22 protein-coding genes are annotated in these 24,218 nt (G+C 69.5%); 10 read left to right on the top strand and 12 right to left on the bottom strand.

Annotated elements, in window-relative coordinates; all coding sequences use genetic code 11:
- Positions 1 to 20 precede the first annotated feature (20 nt).
- Positions 21 to 1,073: a non-homologous end-joining DNA ligase gene (gene ligD, locus AC3ANJ_RS05285; protein ID WP_488318553.1), complete on the top strand. Its 1,053-nt coding sequence runs from the start codon at positions 21 to 23 to the stop codon at positions 1,071 to 1,073.
- 3 nt (positions 1,074 to 1,076) lie between these two features.
- Here ligD and AC3ANJ_RS05290 read toward each other — a convergent pair whose 3' ends face one another.
- Genes AC3ANJ_RS05290 through AC3ANJ_RS05300 form a run of 3 tightly spaced genes read right to left on the bottom strand, consistent with a single transcriptional unit; the run spans position 1,077 to position 4,420 of the window.
- Positions 1,077 to 1,832, bottom strand: coding sequence for a hypothetical protein (locus tag AC3ANJ_RS05290; protein WP_488318554.1), 756 nt, complete (start codon positions 1,830 to 1,832; stop codon positions 1,077 to 1,079).
- A gap of 44 nt (positions 1,833 to 1,876) precedes the next feature.
- On the bottom strand, positions 1,877 to 2,926 hold the full coding sequence (locus AC3ANJ_RS05295) for an ATP-dependent DNA ligase (RefSeq protein ID WP_488318555.1): 1,050 nt from the start codon (positions 2,924 to 2,926) through the stop codon (positions 1,877 to 1,879).
- A 45-nt stretch (positions 2,927 to 2,971) separates the two neighbouring features.
- The gene (locus AC3ANJ_RS05300) at positions 2,972 to 4,420 is read right to left on the bottom strand and encodes a phytoene desaturase family protein (protein ID WP_488318556.1); all 1,449 of its coding nucleotides are present in this window, start codon (positions 4,418 to 4,420) and stop codon (positions 2,972 to 2,974) included.
- A gap of 65 nt (positions 4,421 to 4,485) precedes the next feature.
- On the opposite strand from AC3ANJ_RS05300, the gene AC3ANJ_RS05305 reads away from it, so the two are divergent.
- The gene (locus tag AC3ANJ_RS05305) at positions 4,486 to 4,998 is read left to right on the top strand and encodes a hypothetical protein (RefSeq protein ID WP_406246257.1); all 513 of its coding nucleotides are present in this window, start codon (positions 4,486 to 4,488) and stop codon (positions 4,996 to 4,998) included.
- Between the two features lie 100 nt (positions 4,999 to 5,098).
- On the opposite strand, the gene AC3ANJ_RS05310 is transcribed toward AC3ANJ_RS05305, so the two are convergent.
- Positions 5,099 to 6,334: an acyl-CoA dehydrogenase family protein gene (locus AC3ANJ_RS05310; protein WP_488318557.1), complete on the bottom strand. Its 1,236-nt coding sequence runs from the start codon at positions 6,332 to 6,334 to the stop codon at positions 5,099 to 5,101.
- A gap of 66 nt (positions 6,335 to 6,400) precedes the next feature.
- Positions 6,401 to 7,063: a TetR/AcrR family transcriptional regulator gene (locus AC3ANJ_RS05315; protein WP_488318558.1), complete on the bottom strand. Its 663-nt coding sequence runs from the start codon at positions 7,061 to 7,063 to the stop codon at positions 6,401 to 6,403.
- 130 nt (positions 7,064 to 7,193) lie between these two features.
- On the opposite strand from AC3ANJ_RS05315, the gene sucC reads away from it, so the two are divergent.
- Both sucC and sucD read left to right on the top strand, forming a co-directional pair.
- The gene (sucC, locus tag AC3ANJ_RS05320) at positions 7,194 to 8,360 is read left to right on the top strand and encodes an ADP-forming succinate--CoA ligase subunit beta (RefSeq protein ID WP_488318559.1); all 1,167 of its coding nucleotides are present in this window, start codon (positions 7,194 to 7,196) and stop codon (positions 8,358 to 8,360) included.
- A gap of 27 nt (positions 8,361 to 8,387) precedes the next feature.
- Entirely contained in the window at positions 8,388 to 9,290 is a 903-nt protein-coding gene (gene sucD, locus AC3ANJ_RS05325) for a succinate--CoA ligase subunit alpha (RefSeq protein ID WP_488318560.1), read from the top strand.
- 118 nt (positions 9,291 to 9,408) lie between these two features.
- On the opposite strand, the gene AC3ANJ_RS05330 is transcribed toward sucD, so the two are convergent.
- Positions 9,409 to 9,978 (bottom strand): TetR/AcrR family transcriptional regulator, encoded by a 570-nt coding sequence (locus tag AC3ANJ_RS05330; RefSeq protein WP_488318561.1) that lies wholly within the window; start codon positions 9,976 to 9,978, stop codon positions 9,409 to 9,411.
- 79 nt (positions 9,979 to 10,057) lie between these two features.
- Here AC3ANJ_RS05330 and AC3ANJ_RS05335 point away from each other — a divergent pair, with 79 nt between their 5' ends.
- Positions 10,058 to 10,465 (top strand): VOC family protein, encoded by a 408-nt coding sequence (locus AC3ANJ_RS05335; protein ID WP_488318562.1) that lies wholly within the window; start codon positions 10,058 to 10,060, stop codon positions 10,463 to 10,465.
- A gap of 62 nt (positions 10,466 to 10,527) precedes the next feature.
- On the opposite strand, the gene AC3ANJ_RS05340 is transcribed toward AC3ANJ_RS05335, so the two are convergent.
- The gene (locus tag AC3ANJ_RS05340) at positions 10,528 to 11,952 is read right to left on the bottom strand and encodes an NCS2 family permease (protein WP_488318563.1); all 1,425 of its coding nucleotides are present in this window, start codon (positions 11,950 to 11,952) and stop codon (positions 10,528 to 10,530) included.
- 90 nt (positions 11,953 to 12,042) lie between these two features.
- Between AC3ANJ_RS05340 and AC3ANJ_RS05345 the strand changes: the two genes are divergently transcribed.
- From AC3ANJ_RS05345 to purH, 3 genes are read left to right on the top strand one after another with little or no spacing between them, the layout of a single operon-like run.
- On the top strand, positions 12,043 to 13,434 hold the full coding sequence (locus AC3ANJ_RS05345; RefSeq protein WP_488318564.1) for a cell division protein PerM: 1,392 nt from the start codon (positions 12,043 to 12,045) through the stop codon (positions 13,432 to 13,434).
- 9 nt (positions 13,435 to 13,443) lie between these two features.
- Positions 13,444 to 14,031 carry a phosphoribosylglycinamide formyltransferase gene (gene purN, locus AC3ANJ_RS05350; RefSeq protein WP_488318565.1) on the top strand — a complete coding sequence of 196 codons (588 nt, stop codon included), beginning with the start codon at positions 13,444 to 13,446 and terminating at the stop codon, positions 14,029 to 14,031.
- Between the two features lie 26 nt (positions 14,032 to 14,057).
- Positions 14,058 to 15,665 carry a bifunctional phosphoribosylaminoimidazolecarboxamide formyltransferase/IMP cyclohydrolase gene (purH, locus tag AC3ANJ_RS05355; protein WP_488318566.1) on the top strand — a complete coding sequence of 536 codons (1,608 nt, stop codon included), beginning with the start codon at positions 14,058 to 14,060 and terminating at the stop codon, positions 15,663 to 15,665.
- A gap of 84 nt (positions 15,666 to 15,749) precedes the next feature.
- On the opposite strand, the gene AC3ANJ_RS05360 is transcribed toward purH, so the two are convergent.
- From AC3ANJ_RS05360 to AC3ANJ_RS05380, 5 genes are read right to left on the bottom strand one after another with little or no spacing between them, the layout of a single operon-like run.
- Complete coding sequence (locus AC3ANJ_RS05360) at positions 15,750 to 17,375, bottom strand: ABC transporter ATP-binding protein (protein WP_488318567.1); 1,626 nt, start codon at positions 17,373 to 17,375, stop codon at positions 15,750 to 15,752.
- Complete coding sequence (locus AC3ANJ_RS05365; RefSeq protein WP_488318568.1) at positions 17,372 to 19,051, bottom strand: ABC transporter ATP-binding protein/permease; 1,680 nt, start codon at positions 19,049 to 19,051, stop codon at positions 17,372 to 17,374. Before AC3ANJ_RS05365 ends, AC3ANJ_RS05360 begins: the two co-directional genes overlap by 4 nt.
- Positions 19,052 to 19,053: 2 nt before the next feature.
- Complete coding sequence (locus AC3ANJ_RS05370) at positions 19,054 to 20,064, bottom strand: ABC transporter substrate-binding protein (protein ID WP_488318569.1); 1,011 nt, start codon at positions 20,062 to 20,064, stop codon at positions 19,054 to 19,056.
- A complete protein-coding gene (locus tag AC3ANJ_RS05375; protein WP_488318570.1) occupies positions 20,061 to 20,858 on the bottom strand; it encodes an ABC transporter ATP-binding protein in 798 nt (265 codons plus the stop codon). Before AC3ANJ_RS05375 ends, AC3ANJ_RS05370 begins: the two co-directional genes overlap by 4 nt.
- Positions 20,855 to 21,958, bottom strand: coding sequence for a FecCD family ABC transporter permease (locus AC3ANJ_RS05380; protein ID WP_488318571.1), 1,104 nt, complete (start codon positions 21,956 to 21,958; stop codon positions 20,855 to 20,857). Before AC3ANJ_RS05380 ends, AC3ANJ_RS05375 begins: the two co-directional genes overlap by 4 nt.
- A 132-nt stretch (positions 21,959 to 22,090) precedes the next feature.
- On the opposite strand from AC3ANJ_RS05380, the gene AC3ANJ_RS05385 reads away from it, so the two are divergent.
- Together AC3ANJ_RS05385 and AC3ANJ_RS05390 are read left to right on the top strand one after the other, a co-directional pair.
- Positions 22,091 to 23,572 carry a DNA-3-methyladenine glycosylase 2 family protein gene (locus AC3ANJ_RS05385; RefSeq protein ID WP_488318572.1) on the top strand — a complete coding sequence of 494 codons (1,482 nt, stop codon included), beginning with the start codon at positions 22,091 to 22,093 and terminating at the stop codon, positions 23,570 to 23,572.
- Positions 23,569 to 24,063: a methylated-DNA--[protein]-cysteine S-methyltransferase gene (locus tag AC3ANJ_RS05390; protein ID WP_488318573.1), complete on the top strand. Its 495-nt coding sequence runs from the start codon at positions 23,569 to 23,571 to the stop codon at positions 24,061 to 24,063. Before AC3ANJ_RS05385 ends, AC3ANJ_RS05390 begins: the two co-directional genes overlap by 4 nt.
- Positions 24,064 to 24,218: the final 155 nt, after the last annotated feature.

Genomic DNA, 24,218 nt, shown 5'->3' on the forward strand with positions numbered 1-24,218 from the left:
GTTCGCAATAAGGTCGACGCATGGCCTCAGAACGCGTCACCGTGACCGTGTCCGACCCCGAGGGTGAGCGCGAGCTCGCGCTGTCCAGCCCCAGCCGCGTGATCTGGCCGGAGATCGGCATCACCAAGGCCGAGCTCGCGGAGTACGCCCAACAGGTGGCGACCCCGTTCCTGAACGCGAACGGGCACCGTCCGGTCTCGCTCGAGCGGTTCCGCGACGGGATCGGCGGCGAGAGCTTCTTCTCGAAGAACCCCCCCAAGGGCACGCCCGACTTCGTGGATGCCGTGACGGTGACGTACAACAGCGGGCGCCGTCATCCGCAGATCGTCTTCAACCGTCCGAGCGCGATCGTGTGGGCGGTGCAGATGAACACGATCGTGTTCCACCCGTGGGCGTCACTGGCCGATGACCCGGACAACCCGGTCGAACTGCGCATCGACCTCGATCCGCAGCCGGGTACGGACTTCGCGGATGCCGTCGTCGCCGCGCACGGGCTGCGCGAAGTGCTGCGTGACGGCGGGCTGGAGCCGTTCATCAAGACGAGCGGCAACCGGGGTCTGCACGTGTTCTGCCCGATCGTCCCCGAGCACGAGTTCCTCGACGTGCGGCACGCGGTCATCGCGGCCGGTCGCGAGCTGGAGCGCCGGATGCCGGAGCAGGTGACGATGAGCTGGTGGAAGGAAGAACGCGGGGAGCGCGTCTTCGTCGACTTCAACCAGGCCAACCGAGACCGCACGATGGCCGGTGCGTACAGCCCGCGTGCGCTCCCCGGGGCCACCGTGTCCACGCCGGTGCACTGGGACGAGTTGAACGACGTGGATCCGAAGAGCTTCACGGTCCGCAGCATCCCGAAGCGCCTGGCGGACGTCGGAGACCCGTGGGCCGAACTGCAGGCCGCGCCGGGGCGCATCGAGACGTTGCTCGGCTGGTGGGAGCGCGACGTCGAGAACGGCCTGGGCGAACTGTCGTTCCCGCCGGAGTTCCCCAAGATGCCCGGCGAACCGCCGCGGGTGCAGCCGAGCAAGAAGGTCGCCGAGAACTGGGACGAGAACGGCGACCCGGTCAGCGACTGAGGATCAGGAGATCGCGTCGCCCCCGGGCATCCGCGGGTCGGAGACCGGCAGGAACTGCGAGGGATCCGGATGCCGGATGCTGTCTGGATCCGGGTCCATGAACACATCCGTCGGGGCCGAGCCGTCGGCCGCGACCCACAGCAGCACGGTTCCGCCGATCGTCGGCGCGTCGTCGATGCCGGTCAGCAGTCGCTCGTGCACCTGATGGGTGCCAGAGCGCGCGGTGTACTCGGCGGTCACCTCGAACAGCATCATCGCGCCGACCCAGACCTGCGTGAACTCGGCGTCGACGACCTCCGCCCGCACCCGGCGCCCGTGCGCGCGCAGCGCCTCGACTCTGGCGTACTCCGCACGTGTGGAGCGGATCTCGTCGCGGAGCATCCGAGCGCGCAGCACCATGAACAGCGCCGCGGTGATGGCGACCGCAGCGGCGACGATCCGCAGGACGAGGTCGCTGATGGTCAGTGCGGCGACGAGGGCGCCCAGCGCGATGCCGGCGAACCAGGCGACGGAGGGCAGATAGGACTTCGCAGGGATGTCATCGAGCCATTCGTCGGCGCGATGCAGCGTCTTCGCGGACAGGCCGGCGATGACACCGGTCAGGACCGCAAGGAGCAGCCACCACTTCACCGTCTCGGCTTCCGCCCAGGTCGAGGCGCCGAGGAGATCCGTCGCGATGGCGAAAGCGGACCAGACGACCACCGCGGTGCCGAGCACCACCAGTCCGGTCGCCGTGCCGACTCGCCATTCACCGTTCACCGTCGACCCCTCCCGGACGGCACCATCCTATGGCGAGTGCCGGGTCACACCCGCTCCAGCACCTCGTCCAGGTCGTAGCCGGCGACCGTCTCGAGCTGCGCGTACGTGCACGAGCGGGCTTCGCGATCCGGGCGCCAGCGTTCGAACTGCACGGTGTGCCGGAAGCGAGCGCCCTCCATCTGGTCGTAGCGCACCTCGAGCACGCGCTCGGGGCGCAACCGCACGAACGACACATCCTTGGCGCCCGAGAACCGGCTGCGCTCACCCTCGCCGGTGACGGCTTCGCCCTCGGCATCCCGCTCGACGAACGGAGCGAGCTCGTCGACGAGCTCCTGCCGTCTGACGTCGCTGAAGGCCGCGACACCGCCGACCTGGCGGAGCACTCCGTCGGCGTCGTACAGCCCGACGAGGAGCGAACCGACGCCCGACCCCGACTTGTGGATGCGGTAGCCCAGCGCCACGACGTCGGCGGTCCGCGCGTGCTTGATCTTGATGAGCGTGCGCTTGCCCGGTGCGTAGGGCTGATCCAACGGCTTGGCGACGACGCCGTCGAGGCCGGCGCCCTCGAATTCGGCCAGCCAGCGCTGGGCGAGAGCGCGATCCCGGGTCGTGCGCGTCAGGTGGAAGGGATGCGGGATGCCGGTGAGCAATCGCTCGAGCCGTTCGCGACGCTCGGCGAACGGCCGATCCTGCAGCAGCTCGTCCCCGTCGGCGAGAAGATCGAACGCGATGAACATGGCCGGCGTCTCGGCGGCGAGCCGGGTGATGCGGGAGGCCGCCGGATGGATGCGCTGACTGAGCGCCTCCCAGTCCAGCCGCTGCGCGCCCGGTTCACCGGTGGCGACGACGATCTCGCCGTCGAGGAGGCACGGGCGGGGCAGTGCGGTCGCCGCGGCATCCGCCAGTTCGGGGAAGTAGCGCGTCAGCGGCTTGGCTCCGCGGGAACCGATCTCGAGCGTCTCGCCGTCCCAGGCCAGGAGTCCGCGGAAGCCGTCCCACTTCGGTTCGTAGAGCAGCCCGCCCGGTGTCCTGGCCGGGTCGGGGACGGCCGGTGCCGCCTTCGCGAGCATGGGAGCCGGAATGTCGTACGCCATGGTGCCATCCTGCCCGGTGCGGCCGTGCGGCGGATAGTGCCGTCCTCAGAAGAGGTCGTTGAGCGAGACCCTGGCGCCGCCATCCCTGAGTGCGGTGCGGGCGGCGTGCCAGCCGGCCATGCCGTTCACGCCGGGGCCGGGGGGCGTGGACGCGGAGGCCAGGTACACGCCGGCCATCGGCGTCCGCCACGGTGCTGTCGACAGCGTCGGCCGTCGCAGCGCCTGCGCGATCGTGAACGCGCCCCCGAGGATGTCGCCGCCGATCTCGGCCGGGTTGATCGCTTCCCGTGCGGATGCCGGGACGGCATGATGCGCGAGGATGCGGTCGCGGAACCCCGGAGCGAACCGCTCGACCTGGTTGGTGATCAGTTCTGTCGCGTCGAGGTGGGATCCCTGCGGCACGTGGATGTAAGCCCAGAGCACGGCTTTGCCTTCCGGCGCACGGGTGTCGTCGAGCACCGAGGGCTGCACGGTGAGCACGTACGGACGCTCGCTGACGACGCCTCTGGCGACCGCGTTCTCGCTCGCCCAGACCTCTTCGCGCGTGCCGCCCACATGCACGGTCGGGGCTTTCGCGACGTCGGCGTTCGCCCACGGGACCGGCCCGTCGAGCGCGAAATCGACCTTGGCGGCGGCTGGGCCGTATCGGTATCCGCGGATCGCGCGCGCGTAGCGCGCGGGAATGTCCGGATGCGTCAACAGGAGCCGTGGCGACGTGTTCAGCATCAGCACGTCGCCACGCGCCGGGTCGCCCCAGTCGAGGGAGGCGAGGTCGTCGACCTTCACACCGGTTTCGATCGTTCCGCCGTGGGCGGCGAGGTCTTCGGCCATGATGTCTGCGATGGGCTGCGCTCCGCCGCGCGGATACATCCACCCGCCGGCGTGGGCCTGCGCGGCCAGCAGCAACCCGGCGGCAGCCCCGGCGAGCGAGGGGAGGGGCGTGTTGGCGTGCGCCAGCACACCGGACATCAGCGCAGCGGCTTCATCGGTCCGGAAGGCGCGTGCGGCGAGAGGCGAGCCCTGATCCAGCATCCGCAGGGCGAAACGAACGGCCGTGATCGGGTCGTGCGGGATGCGGAGCATCTGATTGCCGGTGAAGTCGACGACGCCGCCGATATGGGAGCTCAGCGGGCGCAGCCGGCTCAGCCAGGCGCGCTCGTCGACACCGAGCCCGGTGGCCGTCCGTTCGATATCGCGCCACGCGATGCCCGCGCGGCCGTCGTCGAGCGGATGCGCGTACGAGATCGCCGGACGGATCCACTCGATCCGCTCCGCGAGTCCGAATGCCTGGTAGAACGGCGAGGCGAGCGCCGCCGGGTGCACAGCCGAGCAGACGTCGTGGCGGAAGCCGGACAGCGTGGATTCCAGGGTGCGCACACCGCCGCCGATCGTGCGCGCCGACTCGAGAACGCGCACCTCGTAGCCGGCGCGTGCCATGGACACAGCCGCCGAAAGTCCGTTCGGACCACTGCCGATGATCGTCGCCCGCGCCATGGGGCCAGTCTTGCATGCCGGACATTGGTGTGTGGTATCCCTCCGCGCGTGAGATCCTGGAAGCAATGAACGAAGTACAGGGGCCGACCCCCGCAGGCACCTCCCGTCCCTATCGCAACCTTCCCGAGGCGCTTCGCGCGCACCGGATCGACCAGATCAATCACGAATTCATCACGGCGATCACCGACGCCGTTGGCATCTCCGCCTTCATCGACCGCGGCCGCTACATCGAAGCTGTCCGTGTGGGCGAGGGCGCCCCGCTGCACATCGGCAAGACCTACACGAACGGCTTCGAGTCCTGGGAGCAGATCGTCGTTGGTTCGACCATGCTCCGGCTGCAGCCGAGCGAAGGCCGCGCGCCGTATTTCTTCGTCACGCACCCGAGCGCGTACGCGGAATCCACCCCGCTCAAGGCATCCACCAAGCGGACGCCGGGCTCCAAGAAGGCGGCGGCGCCCCGTGCGGCTGCTCCGGCGCGCCCTGTGCGCCCGACCAAGGTCGAAGAGCGCGACTACGGCGTGTGCGACGTCTGCTTCATGGTGCGCGGCCCGTCCGGGTCGTGCGGCTGCGCGAACTGACACCTTCCCGCGAGACGTGCTCTGCGGGGTGAGGCTTGGCCTGTGCAGGTCGGTCTCGCCCCGCAGAGTATGTCCCGCGATGAGGGAGCGGCGGGATGCGTCAGACGAACGCGCTCATTCCGGTGATGTCGCGGCCGAGCAGCAGTGCCTGCACGCTCTCGGTGCCCTCGTAAGTGTGGATCGCTTCGATGTCGGCCATGTGCTGGATGACGCCGTTCTCGAGCAGGATGCCGTTGCCGCCGAGCAGATCGCGCGCCGTCGACGCGATCCGCCTGGCAGCGCGCGTGTTGTGGAATTTCGCGAGTGAGGCCTGCGTCGGTCGCAATTCGCCGGCCGTCTCGAGGTCGGCCAGGCGACGGCAGTACAGCTGCATCGCCGTGAGGTCCTCGAGCATGTGCGTCAGGCGCTCCTGCACCATCTGGAACTTCGCCAGCGGCTTGCCGAACTGCACGCGCTGCATGGCGTAGGCCAGCGCGGCCTCGTAGCAGGCGGTCGCGTGGCCGAGCGCCGACCATGCGACGCCAGAGCGGGTGGCGTAGAGGACGGTCGACGCGTCCTTGAAACTACGCGTACCCGGCAGGGCCGCATCCAGCGGAACGCGCACGTCATCGAGCACGATGTGCGCCTGATGGATGCCGCGCAGCGAGCCCTTCCCTGGTATCACGGTGCCCGTGTAGCCGGGGGAGTCCTGCTCGACCAGGAAGCAGCGCACGGCGCCGTGCTCGTCCGCATCCGGGTCGTCCACGCGAGCCCACACGAACGTGATGCCGCCTGATGCGCCGTTGCCGATCCACTTCTTCGCCCCGCGGATGACCCAGCTGTCGCCGTCGCGTCGCGCCTCGGTCTCCAGCGATACCGAGTCCGAGCCGTGGTCGGGTTCGGTGAGTGCGAAGGAGCCGAGCACCGAGCCGTCGGCCAGTGCAGTCAGCCATCGCTCCTGCTGCTCGTCGCTGCCGAACAGCGCGAGCGTGCGCAGTGCGAGCCCGCCCTGTACCGCCAGCACCGTGCCGAGCGAACCGTCGCCGCGGGAGATCTCCATGTTGACCAGTCCGGCGGCCAGCGGCGAGAAGCGGGTCAGTTTCGGGTGATCGATGCCGTCGACGACGAGGTCCATCTCTCCCATGCGCCGTGCGATGTCGAGCGGGTATTCGCCGCGATCCCAGGCATCCGCCATGCGAGGGCCGACTTCGTCGACGTACGCCTTCGCGCGATCCCAGGCGGCGCGGTCGTCCGCCGGGATGTCGGCGAAGACGGCGTAGTAGTCGCTGTCGCGGCGACTCGTCGTGTCGTAGCCGGAGACGCGCTCGCCGGGGAAGGAGGTGGCTTCATCGCTCATGCGCGCCACTCTACCCGCTGGCGGCACTCGGTTTCATGTCGCGGGGCACCGAGTGTCATCGATCCGTCAGCGCAGTTCAGCTCCCAGTCGTCGTGTGACCTCGGCGACCGGCATCGACCGCGGGAAGACGGCGACGACGACGTCATCCGAAGCGGATTGCGGGGCATCGGCACCGACGCCGTAGCGGCGGCGCACGTCGACCAGGGCGGACTGCAGCGTCGACACCGGCACCTTCTTCGTCTCGCGCAGCAGGCGGCGCAGCACGTGGTTGTGCACGGCCGTGACGAGCGCGGCGAAGCCCACGGCATCCAGCGGGTCGATACCGGGCAGAGCGGAGCGCAGGTATTCGTCGAACAGCCGCTCGTACCGGAACACCGTGATGATCTCGCGTTCGCGCAGCGCCGGCACCTGCCGAACCACCTGATAGCGCTGCCGTGCCATCTCGGGATCGTGCGCGAAATGCGCATAGACCCGCTCGGATGCTTCGCACACCGCTACCCAGGGGTCGCCGTGCCCCTCGGCGAGGAAGCCGCGCAGCTCGGTCAGCAGCACCTCGTGATCGGCGAAGACCACGTCCTCCTTGCCGCCGAACTGGCGGAAGAAGGTCGAACGGCTGACGCCGGCCGCCCTCGCGATCTGCTCCACGGAGGTCTGGTCGTAGCCCTGCGCCTGGAACAGCTCGAGCGCTGCGGCGACGACGGCGGAGCGCGGTTCTGCGGATTCGTGCATAGCGAGAAGCCTAGACCGGCGCGAAAGGCTGATGACAGACGGTAGTAGGCTGTTTTCTCGGGTCGATTCATCTATCGGCAACCGACATTCTTGTCGCGTCCCACCCGCCGCAACCAGCGAAGGACTGCACGTGGATCTCTACGAGTACCAGGCACGAGACCTTTTCGAGAAGTACGGGGTGCCGGTTCTCGCCGGCATCGTCGCTGACACTCCTGAGGAGGTGAAAGCGGCAGCCGAGAAGATCGGCGGTGTGGTCGTCGTCAAGGCTCAGGTCAAGACCGGTGGCCGCGGCAAGGCCGGCGGCGTGAAGGTCGCGAAGACGCCCGACGAGGCGTACGAGGCGGCCAAGGCCATCCTCGGACTCGACATCAAGGGCCACATCGTCAAGCGCGTGATGGTCGCACAGGGTGCCGCCATCGCCGAGGAGTTCTACTTCTCCGTGCTGCTGGACCGCGCCAACCGCTCGTACCTGAGCCTGTGCTCGGTCGAAGGCGGCATGGAGATCGAAGTTCTCGCCGTCGAGAAGCCCGAGGCGCTGGCGCGCGTCGAGGTCAACCCGCTCACCGGCATCGACAAGGCCAAGGCGGTCGAGATCGCCGAGGCTGCGAACTTCCCCGCCGACCTCATCGAGAAGGTCGCCGACGTCTTCGTGAAGCTCTACGAGGTCTACAAGGGCGAGGACGCCACGCTCGTCGAGGTCAACCCGCTCGTGCGCACCGAGGACGGCCAGATCATTGCCCTCGACGGCAAGGTCACGCTCGACGAGAACGCCTCCGAGATCCGCCACCCCGATCACGAGGCGCTCGAGGACAAGGACGCCGCCGACCCGCTCGAGGCCAAGGCCAAGGCGAGCGGGCTGAACTACGTGAAGCTCGACGGCGAGGTCGGCATCATCGGCAACGGCGCAGGTCTCGTCATGTCCACGCTCGACGTGGTCGCCTATGCAGGCGAGAACCACAACGGCGTGAAGCCCGCGAACTTCCTCGATATCGGCGGCGGCGCCAACGCGCAGATCATGGCCGCGGGTCTCGACGTCATCCTCGGCGACGCGCAGGTCAAGAGCGTGTTCGTCAACGTGTTCGGCGGGATCACCTCGTGCGTCGCCGTCGCGGACGGCATCGTGAAGGCGCTGGAGATCCTGGGCGACGCCGCGACCAAGCCCCTGGTCGTCCGACTGGACGGCAACCAGGTCGAGGAGGGGCGCGCCATCCTCGCGGAGGCGAACCACCCGCTCGTCACGCTCGCCGCCACCATGGACGAGGGTGCCGACAAGGCAGCCGAGCTCGCCAACGCCTGACGCCCAAGAGACATAAGGACTGAAGAAATGTCGATCTACCTCAACAAGGACTCCAAGGTCATCGTCCAGGGCATCACCGGCGGCGAGGGCACCAAGCACACCGCGCTCATGCTGAAGGCCGGCACGAACATCGTCGGCGGCGTGAACGCGCGCAAGGCCGGCACCACGGTCACGCACGAGAAGCCGCACGAGGGCGAAGTGGAACTTCCCGTCTTCGGCTCGGTCGCCGAGGCGATGAAGGAGACCGGCGCCGACGTGTCGATCGCCTTCGTGCCCGGTGCCTTCACCAAGGACGCGATGATCGAGGCCATCGACGCCGAGATCCCGCTGCTCGTGGTCATCACCGAGGGCGTGCCGGTGGGCGACTCCGCCGAGGCCTGGGCCTACGCGATCGAGAAGGGCAACAAGACCCGGATCATCGGTCCGAACTGCCCCGGCATCATCACCCCCGGTGAGGCGCTCGCGGGCATCACGCCGGCGAACATCACCGGCAAGGGCCCGATCGGCCTCGTGTCCAAGTCGGGCACGCTGACCTACCAGATGATGTTCGAGCTGCGCGACCTGGGCTTCTCGACCGCCATCGGCATCGGCGGCGACCCGGTCATCGGCACCACGCACATCGACGCGCTCGCCGCGTTCGAGGCAGACCCCGAGACCAAGGCCATCGTCATGATCGGCGAGATCGGCGGCGACGCCGAGGAGCGCGCGGCCGACTACATCAAGGCCAACGTCACCAAGCCGGTCGTCGGCTACGTGGCGGGCTTCACCGCCCCCGAGGGCAAGACCATGGGCCACGCCGGCGCCATCGTCTCGGGCTCGGCCGGTACCGCTCAGGCGAAGAAGGAGGCCCTCGAGGCCGCCGGTGTCAAGGTCGGCAAGACGCCGTCCGAGACCGCCGCTCTGATGCGCGAGATCGTCGAGTCGCTCTGACTCACCCTCTCTCGCTCGTTGGGCGAGCGCAGCGAGTCGAAACGCGCTTTCTGACGCGATAAACTGTAGACGAAGGCCCGGGCTCCACCCCGGGCCTTCGTTGCGTCTGGGCGGCTGCTCAGCGGATGCCGTCGAGCAGCGTGTCCAGCGCCTGATGCGCGGCGGCATGCGCTCGGGCGTCGGTCGGGTGGCGGACGAGCAGCAGCGCCAGTTCGTTCATCGCGCCGGAGAGTGCGGCCGTCATGGCATCCAGGGCGGCGGGCGAGCCGCCGGCGTCGGCGAGGCCCGCGCGCAGTTCGGACTCCGGGCCGGCGGCATCCATGCGGCGCCAGTCGTCCCAGCTCAGCACGGACGGTCCGTCGACGAGGAGGATGCGTGCGGCTGCCCCGCGGGTGATCGCGTCCAGGAACGCGTGGCTGCCGTCACGCAGCGCGTCCACCGGATCTGAGTCCTCGATCGCCGCGGCGATCGCATCGGCGACCGTCTGCTGCTGCGCTGCGGCGACGGCCGTGAACAGCCCGGTCTTGGACGCGTAGTGGTGGTAGACCGCGCCGCGCGTCACGCCGGACGTGCGTGCGATCTCCTCCACGGATGCCGCGGCGAACCCGTGATCGGCGAAATGCGTCGTCGCGACCTCGAGGATCCGTCGTGCGGTCTCGGCGGCATCCGCGGCACTCGCTCTGGGCATCGATGATTCCTTTACATGCGTTGTGTATGTATCCTAGCGGGAGTCCTATACAAACACGACGTATGTTAAAAGGGGAGTCATGGAGATCACGAGCTTCTACCCGGTGCTGATGGTCGACGACGTCGCAGCGGGCGCGCGCTTCTATCGCGACGTACTCGGATTCGAGACGACGTTCGAATCCGCCTGGTACGTGAGTCTGCGCTTCGACGGGGGAGAGCTGGCCGTGCTCGATCGCACGCATGAGACGATCCCCGTCGGCTTCCGGGAACCCGTGCGCGGTCTGCTGCTGAACGTCGAGGTGCCTGATGCTGCAGCCCAGCACGCGCGGCTGGTCGGGGAGCTCGGGCTCCCCGAGCGGCTGCCGCTGCGCGACGAGGCCTTCGGGCAGCGGCACTTCATCGTCGAAGCGCCAGGGGGTGTACTGCTCGACGTGATCGAGCCCATCGAGCCGGCGCCGGAGTGCGCCGCGGCGTACGCGGCCGGCTGAGCCGCATGAGACGACGGAGGGTCGGATGCCGAAGCATCCGACCCTCCGTCGTGATCCGGATCTCAGACGACGCCGAAGGCCGCCTCGATCGGGCCGCGGGCGAAGAACAGCACGAAGCCGATGCCGACGATCCACAGCAGCGGGTGGATCGTCCTGGCCTTGCCCGACAGGGCATTCACGACGATCCAGCTCACGAAGCCGGCGCCGATGCCGTTGGCGATCGAGTACGTCATAGGCATGACCGTGATGGTCAGGAACACCGGCAGCAGCACGCGGAAGTCGCCGAAGTCGATGTTCTTGATCTGCGACAGCATCATCGCGCCGACGAGCACGAGCGCCGCGCCGGCGATCGCGCCGGGGACCAGTGCGGTGAGCGGTGTGAAGAACATCGCGAGCAGGAACAGCCCGCCCGTGATGACGGTCGCGAAGCCGGTACGGGCGCCTTCGCCGATGCCGGCGCCGGATTCGACGAACACGGTTGCCGAGGACGAGGAGGTGCCACCGCCGACGATCGCGCCGACGCCCTCGACGACCAGCGCCGACTTGATGCGCGGGAAGTCGCCCTTCTCATCCGCGAGGTCGGCTTCCTTGGCGAGGCCGGTCATCGTGCCCATGGCGTCGAAGAAGTTCGAGAACACCAGGGTGAACACGAACATCACCAGCGCCACGAAGCTGACCTTGGCGAAGTCGAACGAGAAGTCGACCGCGCCGATGAGGCTCAGATCCGGGAGGCCGACGATGCCGCCGGAGAAGTCGAACCCGAGCCCGTCGACCTTCCAGATGAGGTTGATGAGCGCGCCGATGACAGTGCCGCCGACGAGCGCGATGAGGATCGCTCCCTTGACGCGCAGGGCGATGAGCACGCCGCCGAGCAGCAGCGTGATGACGAACAGCAGCGTCGGGACACTGGCGACCGAGCCTCCGATGCCGAGATCCACCGGCGGAGACGCGTTGCCCGTCGCCGTGACGAATCCGGCGTTCACGAAGCCGATGAAGGCGATGAACAGACCGATGCCGACCGTGATGGCGAGCTTGAGCTGCACGGGCACCGCGTCGAAGATCATCTTCCGCAGTCCCGTGGCTGCCAGCAGCACGATCACGATGCCGTTGATCATGACCAGGGCCATGGCTTCGGCCCAGGTCACGGACCCGACGACCGAGAACGCCAGGAACGCGTTGATCCCGAGACCTGCGGCGAACGCGAACGGCAGGCGGGTGATGACGCCGAACAGCACCGTCATGACGCCGGCGGTCAGGGCGGTTGCCGCAGCCACCGCCGGGCCGGGCAGCACGTCGCCCGCGACATCAGGCGTGGAGAGGATGATCGGGTTGAGGATCACGATGTAAGCCATCGTCACGAAGGTCACGAGACCCCCGCGGATCTCGGTGCCGATCGTCGATCCGCGTTTGGTGATCTCGAAGAATCGATCGAGGGCGTTCTTCGGCTCCGCAGACGTGGTCGGTGCGGGCGCAGGGGCAGTTGTCATCGTGGGACCTCCGCAGAAACGTTATCGTGTGGCGGGCATCGCGCGCGCCCCCGGTGCTCTGTCGGGAACTCGTCGTAGTCTCGTTGAGTCATGCAACGCCTCCTCGTCGCGCTCCTCGCCGCCGTCGATGCCGCCATCGCGGCCGCCGTGGGGCTGGTCGTGCTGCTCGCGCCGCTGACGCTGCTGTGGACGTTCGCCTTCGGCGCCGGTGCCGACTGGGGGGCGCTGTGGCCGACGACCGGCATCCTGTGGCAGTTCGGGCATGCCGTTCCCCTGGACATCTCGCTCTCCGACGACCTGCTCGTCGCCGTGGGCATCGGAGCGGATGCCGCGGCCTTCACGCTCTCCGTCGCGCCGATGGCGTTCCTGCTGTTCACGTTCATCGCCGCCGCCAGGTCGGGGCGGCGAGCGGCTCGCTCCGGCGCCTGGGGCACCGGCGCGCTCTCCGGCGCCGTCGTGTTCGCAGCGATCGCGGTGCTCGTCACCACGACGTCGCACGTCGCCGGGGTCGTCGCATCCCCGGTGCTCGGCATCCTGCTGCCCGCGGCCTTCTACGTGGTCGGCGCACTCGGCGGTGCGATCGTCGAGGCCTGGCGCGAGGGAGACGGCGGCCTGATCGACCGCGTCCACGACGCGGTGGACGGCTGGGGAGATTACGGCCCCGTCGTCGCCGAAGCCGCGCGGGGCACGGCGATCGTCGCCGTCGTCCTCACCGGAGTCGGCGCCCTGTCCGTCGCGTTGTCCGTCCTGCTGCGCGGCAGCGAGGTCGTGACGCTGTTCGAGGCGGCACGCGTCGATGCGCTCGGGGCGACCGTCATCACGCTCGGCCAATTGGCCTATCTGCCCACGGCCGTCGTCTGGGCCGTGTCCTGGCTCGCGGGGCCAGGATTCGCCGTGGGCGTCGGCACGGCGGTCTCGCCGGCCGGAACGCAGCTCGGCGTCGTCCCCGGCATCCCGATCTTCGGTCTGATCCCCGAGAACAGCTCCATCTGGATGCTCATCGTCGTCCTGATCCCTGTCGCAGCCGGCGCCGTCGCCGGCTGGATGGTGCGCTCGCGTCTGGTGTGGGAGCAGACCGCGCTCGGATGGGCGCCCAGGGCCGCGATCGCCGGCGGCATCGCCGGCCTGTCCGCCCTGGTCGCGGCGCTCGTCGCCCTGCCGGCGTCCGGTTCGATCGGACCGGGTCGCCTGGTGGAGGTCGGCCCGCACCCCGGATGGTTCGCACTGGCGATCGGGCTGGAGGTGCTGGTCGGCTCTGCCATCCTGCTGCTCTCGCCACGCAACAGGGACGAGCTGGCCGAGGAGCGCACCGATCGCTGGACCGCCCGGATGGGGATGTCGCCCGTCGACGTCGATGCGCCGATCGCCGCACCCCATGCGAGCGATGCCGTCCCCGGCGATCACGACGAGACCGCGCCCATCGAGGAATCCGACTTCTTCCGCGGACACCGCGGCGACGGAGACACCTCCGACCGCCGGTAGACTGACCGGGTGCTCACGGTCGCCGTCCTCATCTCGGGCGCGGGTTCCAATCTCCGGGCCCTCCTCGAAGCCGCTCGTCACCCCGATTTCCCCGCTCGGATCGTCGTCGTCGGCGCCGATCGCGACGCCGATGGTCTCGCGCACGCAGAGGAGTTCGGCATCCCGAGCTTCTCCGTGCCGTTCCGCGCCTTCGCGACGCGCGACGAATGGGGTGAGGAGCTGGGGCGCCAACTCGAGGTGTGGTCGCCCGACCTCATCGTGCTCTCCGGGCTCATGCGGCTGCTGCCGGCTTCCCTCGTCGCGCGCTACTCGCCGCACATCATCAACACCCACCCGGCGTACCTTCCTGAGTTCCCCGGCGCGCACGGCGTCCGCGACGCACTCGCCTCCGGCGTCACCGAGACCGGTGCGAGCGTCATCGTCGTCGACGACGGGGTGGACTCCGGGCCGATCCTCGCGCAGGAGCGCGTCCCGGTGCACCCTGGCGATACCGAGCACAGCCTGCACGAGCGCATCAAGCCCGTCGAACGTCGCCTCCTGATCGACGTCGTCCGCGGCATCGCGACAGGCGGCATCGATCTGAAAACCGCTTCCTGACCACCCGACGCACGAAGGAGCCCTCCATGGCCGGCCCCCGCCACGATCCCTCTCTCTACCGTGACCGCGACGTCGTGCCGATCCGGCGCGCACTGGTCTCGGTGAGCGACAAGACCGACCTGCTGGTGCTCGCCGAGTCGCTCGCCGCAGCCGGCATCGAGATCGTCTCGACCGGTTCGACCGCCGCGACGATCCGGGATGCCGGATACGACGTCACCGACGTCGCCGCCGTCACGGGTGTCGCCGAGATGCTCGACGGTCGTGTCAAGACCCTGCACCCCAGCATCCACGGCGGACTGCTCGCCGACCTGCGTCTTGCGGATCACGAGCGTCAGCTGGCCGACCTCGAGATCGCGCCCTTCGAGCTCGTCGTCGTCAACCTCTACCCGTTCGTCGAGACTGTCGCGTCCGGAGCGGTCGGCGACGACGTCGTCGAGCAGATCGACATCGGCGGCCCCGCCATGGTGCGCGCATCGGCGAAGAACCACGCCAACGTCGCGATCGTCGTCTCGCCTGAGTCGTATCCGGCGATCATCGAGGCCGTCACGAACGGCGGCACCACGCACTCGCAGCGGCGCGAGCTGGCGGCGCGGGCGTTCGCCCACACCGCCGCGTACGACACCGCGGTGGCAGCCTGGTTCGCCGAGGGCACGCTCTCGGACGGCGGAGAGCTGCCGGCCCACCTGACCATCAAGGCCGAGCGACTCACCACGCTCCGGTACGGGGAGAACTCGCACCAGCGCGGCGCGATCTACTCGCGCGTCGGCGGTCACGGCATCGCTCAGGCCGTGCAGCTGCAGGGCAAGGAGATGTCGTACAACAACTACGTCGACGCGGATGCCGCGCTGCGCGCCGCGTTCGACATGGTCCTGCCGGCCGTAGCGATCGTGAAGCACGCCAACCCGTGCGGTATCGCGACCACCGCGCCGAACGCCCTCGACCCGATCGCCAGCGCGCACCTGCGTGCACACGAGTGCGACCCGGTGTCGGCGTACGGCGGAGTGATCGCCACCAACGGCACCGTGACGCTGAAGATGGCCGAGAACCTCAAGGACATCTTCACCGAGGTCATCGTCGCGCCGGCGTTCGAGCCGGCGGCGCTCGAGGTCTTCAAGGCCAAGAAGAACCTGCGTCTGCTGCAGCTCCCGGCCGACTGGCGTCAGGAGCAGATGGATGTCCGCCTCGTCTCGGGCGGCCTTCTGCTGCAGGATGCCGACCGCTTCCCCGACGACATCGAGTCCGTCGCGAAGAACTGGGAGCTCGTCTCGGGCGAGCGTCCGGCCGAGGAGGAGATGGAGAACCTCATCTTCGCCTGGAAGGCGTGCCGCGCCGTGAAGTCGAACGCCATCGTCCTCGCCAAGGGCAACGCCACGGTCGGCATCGGCATGGGCCAGGTCAACCGCGTCGACTCCTGCCGCCTCGCGGTCGAGCGCGCCGGTGACCGGGCGGCCGGTTCGGTCGCGGCATCCGACGCCTTCTTCCCGTTCGCGGACGGTCCGCAGGTGCTCCTGGATGCCGGCATCACGACCATCGTTCAGCCCGGCGGATCGGTGCGCGACGATGAGGTCGTCGCCGCGGCCAAGGCCGCAGGCGTCACGATGTTCTTCACGGGAGAGCGTCACTTCTTCCACTGATCCCGTTGTGCCACTCAGCGCATCGCTCCGCGTTGCGCTGAGCCTCGGGGCAGGGGCCCTCGACGCCCCCGACTACCGGCCTGGTCAGCCCGGCAGTCTCACCACGCGGTCGGCGGCGGCGATCGTCGCCGGCCGGTGGGACACCAGCAGGATCGCGCAGCGTGATCGCTGCAGCAGCTCGAGCACGGCGGCATCCGCATCGGGATCGAGAGAGGCCGTCGCCTCGTCGAGAACGAGGACGCGCGGCTCACGCAGCACGGCTCGCGCTATCGCGACGCGTGCGCGCTGCCCGCCGGAGAGTCCAGCGCCGTATTCGCCGACTGTCGTGTCCAGTCCGCCGGGCAGGCCGGCCGAGTCGGAGAGCAGGCCGGCGGTCTCGGCCGCTCGATGGACGGCGGCGTCGTTCGCCGCCGGATCACCGAGGGCGATGTTCGAACGGATGGTCCCGCGCAGCAGGGGCGAGGACTGCGGAACGGCGGAGACAAGGCGCCGAAGGTCCGAATCGGGCAGCGTCCGGACGTCCGTGCCGTCGACCCGCACAGTCCCGCCGTCAGGATCCCACAGGCGCAGAGCGAGTCGAGCCACCGACGTCTTGCCGGCGCCCGACGGCCCGACCAGGGCGACTGTCTCGCCGGGGCGCACCTCCAGATCGAAGCCGTCGAGGACGGGGGCGCTCTCGCGGTAGGCGAAGCGCACATTCTCGAGGACGAGCCCTTCCTCGTCCGCACGGGCGCCCGTGCGGACGTACCGATGGGAGTCGTCCACCGATGGCGGCTCATCGAGGGTTTCCACGATCCGCTCCGCGGAGGCGCGCAGCACTCCGGCGCCGCGCAACAGGTCCAGGATCTGAGCGGCCGGGCCGAGCCCGGCGACCGAGACAGCGACGGCCAACGGAACCTGCGACGGCTCGAGTTCAGATCCTGCCATGACCGCGATGCCGATCGCGCCGATGGCCGCCGCGGCGAAGATCAGGTCGGCGATGCCCCGTTCCAGGCCGAGCCGGGACGCGTCCTTGACCTGGATGCGGGCGAGTTCGCGGACGTCGGCCGAGATGCGCTCGCGCCGCACGTCGAGCGCGTCGGCGGCCCGCAGGTCGCGCAGGCCGCGGATCGTGTCCAACAGCTCCGATCGGATGCCGGCCGAGCGGCTCGCGATCGCATCCCCGTACCGGCGGGCCATCCGCGACGTGCCCAGCGGGACCAGGACGCCGACGAGGAGCAGCGGCGCCCACACGGCGAGCAGAAGCGGATCGATCGTGATCGACACGGCTCCGGCGACTGCGAGGATCAGCGTCGCCGAGACCGTCTGGGCGACGGTGTGCGCGTACAGCCATTCGAGGGTCTCGACGTCGGAGACCAGTGTGGCGACCAGATCGCCCGTGCGCTTCTGACGTCGACGTGGCGGGAGTGCGTGGCGGGCCGACGCGAAGACGCGACCCCGCAGGACGCCGATCAGCCGGTAGGCCAGGTCGTGCGAGACCCACGATTCGCGCCACGTCGCCGCCGCGACGAACAGACAGAGCGCGACAAGGGCTGCGGCGGCGCCGGCGAGGTGCTCCCCGGAGCCGGTGATGGCGCGACCGACGACCATCGCCAGCCCCAATGCGATCGTCAGGAGCCCCGCCTGGACGACGGTGCTCCATAGGATCGTCTCGACGAAAAGGCGTCGATGCTGGGCGATGATCGGCAGCAACCGTGCGACGGCCTTCATCGGCTCGCTCCCGCGGTTCGTACTCGCCGCGGGGGACCGTCGCCTTCGGCTGCCACACGTCCGTCCTGCAGCGAGATCCAGCGGTCGGCATGCGCGCAGGCGCTCTCGCGGTGGGCGATGAGGATCGTCGTGCGATCGGGGTCGTGGGCGAAGACGCCGTCCATCACGCGTCGCTCCGTTTCGACGTCCAACGCGGAGGTGACCTCGTCGAGCACCAGGACGGGCACGTTCGCCACCAGGGCGCGCGCGATGGCGAGACGCTGACGCTGGCCGCCGGAGAGCTGGTCGCCGTTCTCTGCCAGAACGGTGTCGTATCCGTCGGGGAGCGCGCGGATCACCTCGTGCACGTCTGCTGCTTCGGCCGCTCGCACGATCTCGTCATCGGTGGCGTCGCCGCGGTGCAGACGCAGATTGTCGCGCACGCTCCAGGCGAACAGCACGGGGTCCTGCGCGACCACGACGATGCTGCGCACGCGTGCGTGCCGGGTGAGCGCGTCGAGGCGGATGCCGTCGATGCGGATCTCGCCGACATCCGGATCGACCTCGCGCGCCAGCAGCAGACCGAGCGTGCTCTTGCCGGAGCCGGACGGACCAAGCAGAGCGAGAGTCTCGCCGCCGCGGACGTCCAGTGAGACTGCATGCAATCCGCGCCCACTGGCCGGATGCCGGTACGAGACGCCGAGGATCTCGATGGCTGCACCCGGCGCCGCCGCCGCGTCCACGGTGCCGTGCTCGACGACAGCATCGCGGGTGGAGAGCAGGCGATCGAGGCCATCGACCGCTGTGAGACCGAGGTAGCCCGCGTGCCAGTGGCCGCTCAGCTCGGCGAGAGGTCGAAAGCACTCCCGCGCGAGCAGCAGCACGACGATCGCCGTGAACGCGTCGGCGCCGGCCAGCACGGCGGCTGCGCCGGCGATGACAGCCAGGACCGTGCCCAGGTGGATCGCCAGCGCGCTGATGCCGCTCTCGATGAGCGAGACGCGCATCTGCCGCATCGTGGAGGTGCGGAGCCCCTCCGCGCGCCCTTCGAGTTCGGCTCCAGTCCGCTCGGCGGCACCGAACGTCCGCAGCAGCGGCACCGACTGCAGTGCCTCGACGTAGTCGCCGGACAGCTGCGCGAACGCCGCCCATCTGGTTCGGCCGTTGCGCAGCAGCAGCGCATCCCAGAATCGTGGGAGGATCACGGCCGCGGCCACGGCGCAGGCGAGGATCAGGCCGGCAACGGGGCTCAGCGACGACACCAGCACGACGATCGCAAGCGGCACCAGTGCGACCACGATCAGCTGCGGCAGGTACCGCGTGTAGTAGCCGTCGAGGCCGTCCACGCCGTCGACCACGGTGGCCGCGGTGTCGCCTGCCGCGCGGCGCTCCGCCTCCTGGATGGCGGTCGCACGGTCGAGGAGGCGGTCGCGCAGGCGGATGCGCACATCTGCGCCGATCCTCGTCGCGACCGGCTCGCGGAGCCAGATCGCCCCGGCGCGGACGACCGCGACGGCGACCAGTGGAACCAGAGCGCCCAGCAGTCCACCCGTGCCGTTCGTCAGCGCCGCGATCACGCCGGCGGCGGCGAGGGAGAAGGCGACGTGCAGAACCGACACCAGGATGCCGAGGCCGGCGAGCAGGGCGATGGCGCCGGGGATGGACCCGGCCAACTGGAGAAGGCGGCGATGGATCATGCTCAGAATGCCTCGGGGTAGAGCCCCTCGGCGATCTGGCGGACGACGCTGACGTTGCCGAGGGTGCCGGGGAACACATCGGCGCTCGACACCGCGATGAGGCGTCCCTCCCGCACGGCCGGGAGATCGGGGAACGTCGAGGTCAGGTAGTCGCGTGCAGCGGCCTCGTGCGCCTCGTCGTACACCGAGAACACGAGCGCTTCCGGTGCCTCGGCGGCCAAGGATTCCGGAGTGATCGTCGCGGCGAAGAAGTCGGCGAATGCAGGCTGATCGGGCCCGTACACGTTGTCGGCGCCGGCGAGCGCGAGGATGTCGTATTCGATCCCGGCGCCGATGGCAGACAGCGTGGTGCCTTCGACGTACACCTGGGCGACGCGAAGAGGGTCGACGTCCTCGATCGCAGCTGCGACCTCGGCGAGATCGGCGCGAGCCCGCCCCGTCAGCTCATCGGCCGCTTCGGGGACGGCGAAGATCTCGCCGAGGTTCTCGATGTCCGTGAACAGGTCGGCCACCTCTCCGGACATCCGGCGATCGGCGCACCCGCCGGTGGCCACGTAGACCGCTGAGCCGGCCTGCTCGAGCTGCTCGATGCTCGCGAACCCCTGCTCTGCGGTGAACTCGTACGTGGTCGGCGAATACACGAAGTCCGGCTGGGCGGCGAGCAGGTCCTCTCTGCTGGGCGGCATCGCGCCCCCGATCACGGGAACATCGGCTGCCAGGTCGGCGATGTCCTCGGGCAGCGCCTGCGCGGTCGCCTGAGCCTGGGCGGCGAGACGATCGGCCAGGCCGAGCCGGATCAGCAGTTCGGTCTGGGAGGGGTGCATGCCGACGACCGAAGTCGGAATCCTGTCGACGACGAGTTCGCGGTCGCAGTTCTGCAGTGTCACGGTCTCGCGTTCGGCGCTCTCGGAGGAATCGGCCGGGGCGACGCCGGAGCCGCATCCCGCGAGCAGAAGGGCGCTGAGGGCCAGGACGGATGCCGTCGTGAGGCGTTGACGAGGGATGGTGGTCATGAGTGGAGCTCGCTTTCTCTCGGGATGGTCAGCTCGGCGGGCGTGCGGAAGGAGAGCACGCGATCGTCGGCGTCGGTCAGCAGTCGGGCATCGACGTCGAAAGCGGCCCGGGTCAGCTCGGGGGTGAGCACGTCCGCCGGTGGGCCGACCGCCAGCACGCGTCCCTCCACGAGGACGACGACGCTGTCGCAATACCGCATCGCCAGATTGAGATCGTGCAGCGCCGCGATGACGGTCCGGCCGAGGCCGCGCACGATGGTCATCAGATCGATCTGATGACGGATGTCGAGATGATTGCTCGGCTCGTCGAGGACGATCACCGGTGTCTGCTGCGCGAGCGCCCGAGCGAGCATGACCCGTTGGCGCTGGCCGCCGGAGAGTGTGCCGACCATCCGTTCTGCCAGGTCTTCGATTCCGACGCCGTGCATCGCCTGCTCGACGATCCGCAGGTCGTCTGGCGTATCGCGACCGAGCGCGCGACGATGGGGTGCGCGGCCCAGCAGGACGAGCTCGTGCACGGTCAGATCGAAGTCCGTCTGGGGATCCTGCAGCATGACGGACACCGCACGTGCGGTGTCGCGACCGGTCATCGACGAGATGTCGACGTCGTCGAGGCGCACGGTGCCCAGGCGTGGGCGCACGGCGCGGTAGAGGGTCCGCAGCAGTGTCGATTTCCCGCTGCCGTTCGGTCCGAGGAGGCCGACGACCGTCCCTGGCTCGACGTTCAGGTTCGCGGCATGCACGACGTCTCGACCGCCCAGTGCGACGGTGACGTCGTCGAAGCGCACTCTCATCGGCTGAGCCCTGCTCGGGAGGCGGCGCCGCGGCGCATCAGCCAGAGAAAGAACGGTGCGCCGACGAATGCCGTGAGGATTCCGAGCGGGACCTCGGTTGGCGCGGCGACGGTGCGCGCGAGGAGGTCGGCCAGCATGAGGAACACCGCGCCGCCGAGCACCGTGACCGGCAGCGTCCGTCGATGGTCGGCGCCGACGGCGATGCGCGCGACGTGCGGCACGACGAGTCCGACGAACCCGATGCCGCCGGCAACGGACACGATCGCACCGGTCAGCAGAGAGGCGAGGATCAGCATGAGCGCGCGCAGGCGCGTCGGGTCGATCCCGAGTGACGTCGCTGATTCATCGCCGGTCATCAACGCATTCAGGGGGCGAGCGAGCACGCCTGCGGCGATCACCGCGATCACGAGGGCGATCACCGGGCCGATGAGGCTCGACATCGTGGCGGCCGACACGCTGCCCAGGAGGAAGAACAGGACGCTGACGACGTTCTGCGCATCGGTCGAGATCGTCAGGTAGCTCGTGATCGCGCTGAAGAGCGTCCCGAGGGCGACGCCGGCCAGGATCATGCGCGTGGGCGACAGAGTCCCGCCCTGATAGGCCATGGCCGCGACGCAGCCGCAGGCGACCACAGCGCCGATGAACGCCGCGATGTTCAAGGACAGGCCGCCTAGAGCCGCCGATCCGAAGACGATCACGAGGACCGCGCCGACGCTCGCACCGGAGGACACCCCGAGGATGTACGGCTCAGCGAGCGGGTTGCGGACCGTGACCTGCATGAGTGCACCGGCCAGAGCGAGGCCGGCTCCTGCGAGACCGGCGAGCAGTGCGCGTGGGAGCCGGAACTGCCAGACGGCCTGATCCTGCAGCGGAGTGAGGGAGCCGTCGGCCATCCACGTCATCCCTGGCAGGAGGTGCCCGAGGATGATCTGCGCGGACTGCAGCGGATTCACGCCGACTGTGCCGACAGCGCAGGAGAGGACGAAGAGCGTGACGGAGAGCACGCCGAGTCCGATCGTGAGGATGCGCGCCCGCCGTGCGAGCCGCCGGCCGGGGAGGGGCGCCGCCGCGGCTGCAGGAAGGGCCCGATCGGGTTCCATCGTCGTGAGAGGATGCACAAGCGATCACCTTACTGAGAATGATTCTCGCTATCAACTCGATGAGCGAGTGGTGAAGACAGTCATGTCCGATTTCCGCGAGCGCGCGGCATCCGGACATGTCAGAGTTGAGGCATGAGCCTCCCAGTGATGACCTTCGACGAGCGGTACCGCGCCATCGACGCGCGTGATGTCCGCTTCGACGGGCAGTTCGTCACGGCCGTGCGCTCGACCGGGATCTACTGCCGCCCCAGCTGCCCGGCCAGGACGCCGAAGCCGGAGAACGTCACGTTCTATCCGACCAGCGCGGCGGCCCATGAGGCCGGGTACCGGGCCTGCAAGCGATGCCTCCCCGAGGCGGCGCCCGGCTCGCCGGAGTGGAACCTGCGAGGTGATGCAGCGGCACGCGCCATGCGCCTCATCGCGGACGGGGTCGTCGAGCGCGAGGGCGTTCCAGGGCTGGCCGCACGGCTGGGCTTCTCGAGCCGCCATCTGACCCGGCTGCTGACCGCCGAACTCGGTGCCGGACCGCTCGCCCTGGCCAGGGCGCATCGCGCGCACACGGCGCGGATGCTGCTCGTCGGCACGGACATGCCGATCTCGGATGTCGTCTTCTCCGCCGGTTTCGCCAGCATCCGGCAGGCGGGCGACACCATCCGTGAGGTGTTCGGGATGACCCCGACCGAACTGCGCGCGCGCCGCCACCGCACCGGTGTCTGCGCACCGGGCGAGATCGATCTGCTGCTGCCGCATCGCGAACCGCTCGACGCCGCGGGGATCTTCGCGTGGATGTCCGCGCGGGCTCTGCCCGGTGTCGAGCACGCCGCGCCCACGTCCTTCGCCCGTCATCTGCGGCTGGCGGGCGGACCGGCCTGGTTCGAGATCCGCGAACAGGAGGGGCGCCTTCGGCTTCGTGCCAGGGTAACCAGGCTCGGTGACCTCACACCGCTGGTCGCGACCGCGCGCCGGCTGTTCGACCTCGACGCCGATCCGATGGCGGTGGATGCCGCGCTGTCGACGCATCCGGAACTCGCCGATGCTGTGGCGCGCACCCCTGGAATCCGCGTCCCCGGCGCCGCCGACCCGCACGAGATGCTCATTCGAGCGATGGTCGGCCAGCAGATCACCGTCGTCGCGGCCAGGACGGCGCTCACCGCGCTCGCCGACGCGCTGGGGGAGCGCGTGGAGCAGGGCATCCTGTTTCCGACCATGACGGCGATCGCCGAACACGGTGCCGAAGTGCTGCGGGGGCCGGCGGCGCGCATCCGGGCGATCACGCATGCCGCGGCCTCGCTCGCCGACGGGAGCCTCCCGCTGACGGTCGGCGATGACGCGGCCGACCAGCGCGAAGCGCTCCTCGCGATGCCCGGGATCGGGCCGTGGACCGCCGATTACGTCGGCATGCGCGTCCTCGGCGACCCGGATGTCTTCCTGCCCGGTGACGTCGCGGTGCGCGCAGGGGCTGCCGCCCTCGGCATCCCCGCGGACCCGGCAGGACTGACCGCCTGGGCCGGTCGCACCGCGCCATGGCGCAGCTACCTCACCGCTCATCTGTGGCGTGCAGCACCCGTACGCGCGCCCCGAACCCGTCCGATCCGAATCAAGGAGACCTCATGACCGCGATCATCCAGACCATCGAGACCCCGGACGGGGCTTTCACGATCCTCGCCGACGACGAGCAGCGCGTGCTGGCCTCCGGCTGGACGGCCGAGCAGGACGACATCCTCGCGCGGCTGGCCGTGCGCACCCGCCCGATGGATGTGCGCAGGGGGCAGACGGATGCCGCGGTGGCCGCGCTGGCCTATTACAGCGGCGAGCTCACGGCGATCGACGACGTCCGCGTCGCGCAGTTCGGCACGGAGATGCAGCTGCGCGGCTGGGCAGCGCTGCGCACGATCGACCCGGGTGAGCCGCTCACCTACACGGATTTCGCCGCAGCCCTCGGGCAGCCCAGCGCCGTTCGCGCCGCGGCATCCATCTGCGCTCGGAACGCCCCGGCGCTGTTCGTGCCGTGCCACCGCGTGCTGCGCACGGACGGGTCGCTCGGAGGCTTCGCATGGGGGCTCGACGTGAAGGAATCGCTGCTCGCGCGCGAAGCCGCGGCCTGAGGGGCGGCCCGAGGGGGCCGAACTGACACGATTCATTCATCTGCGCGAAAGTGTTGCACTCAGCAGGTTCACAGGCATAGGCTGGAGGGCTGTCGCGCCGACTGGACGACATCACCGAACCCCGAGGAGGACATCATGATCTCGATCGCCGTCGC

Source organism: Microbacterium sp. STRO-1N, assembly GCF_057748015.1.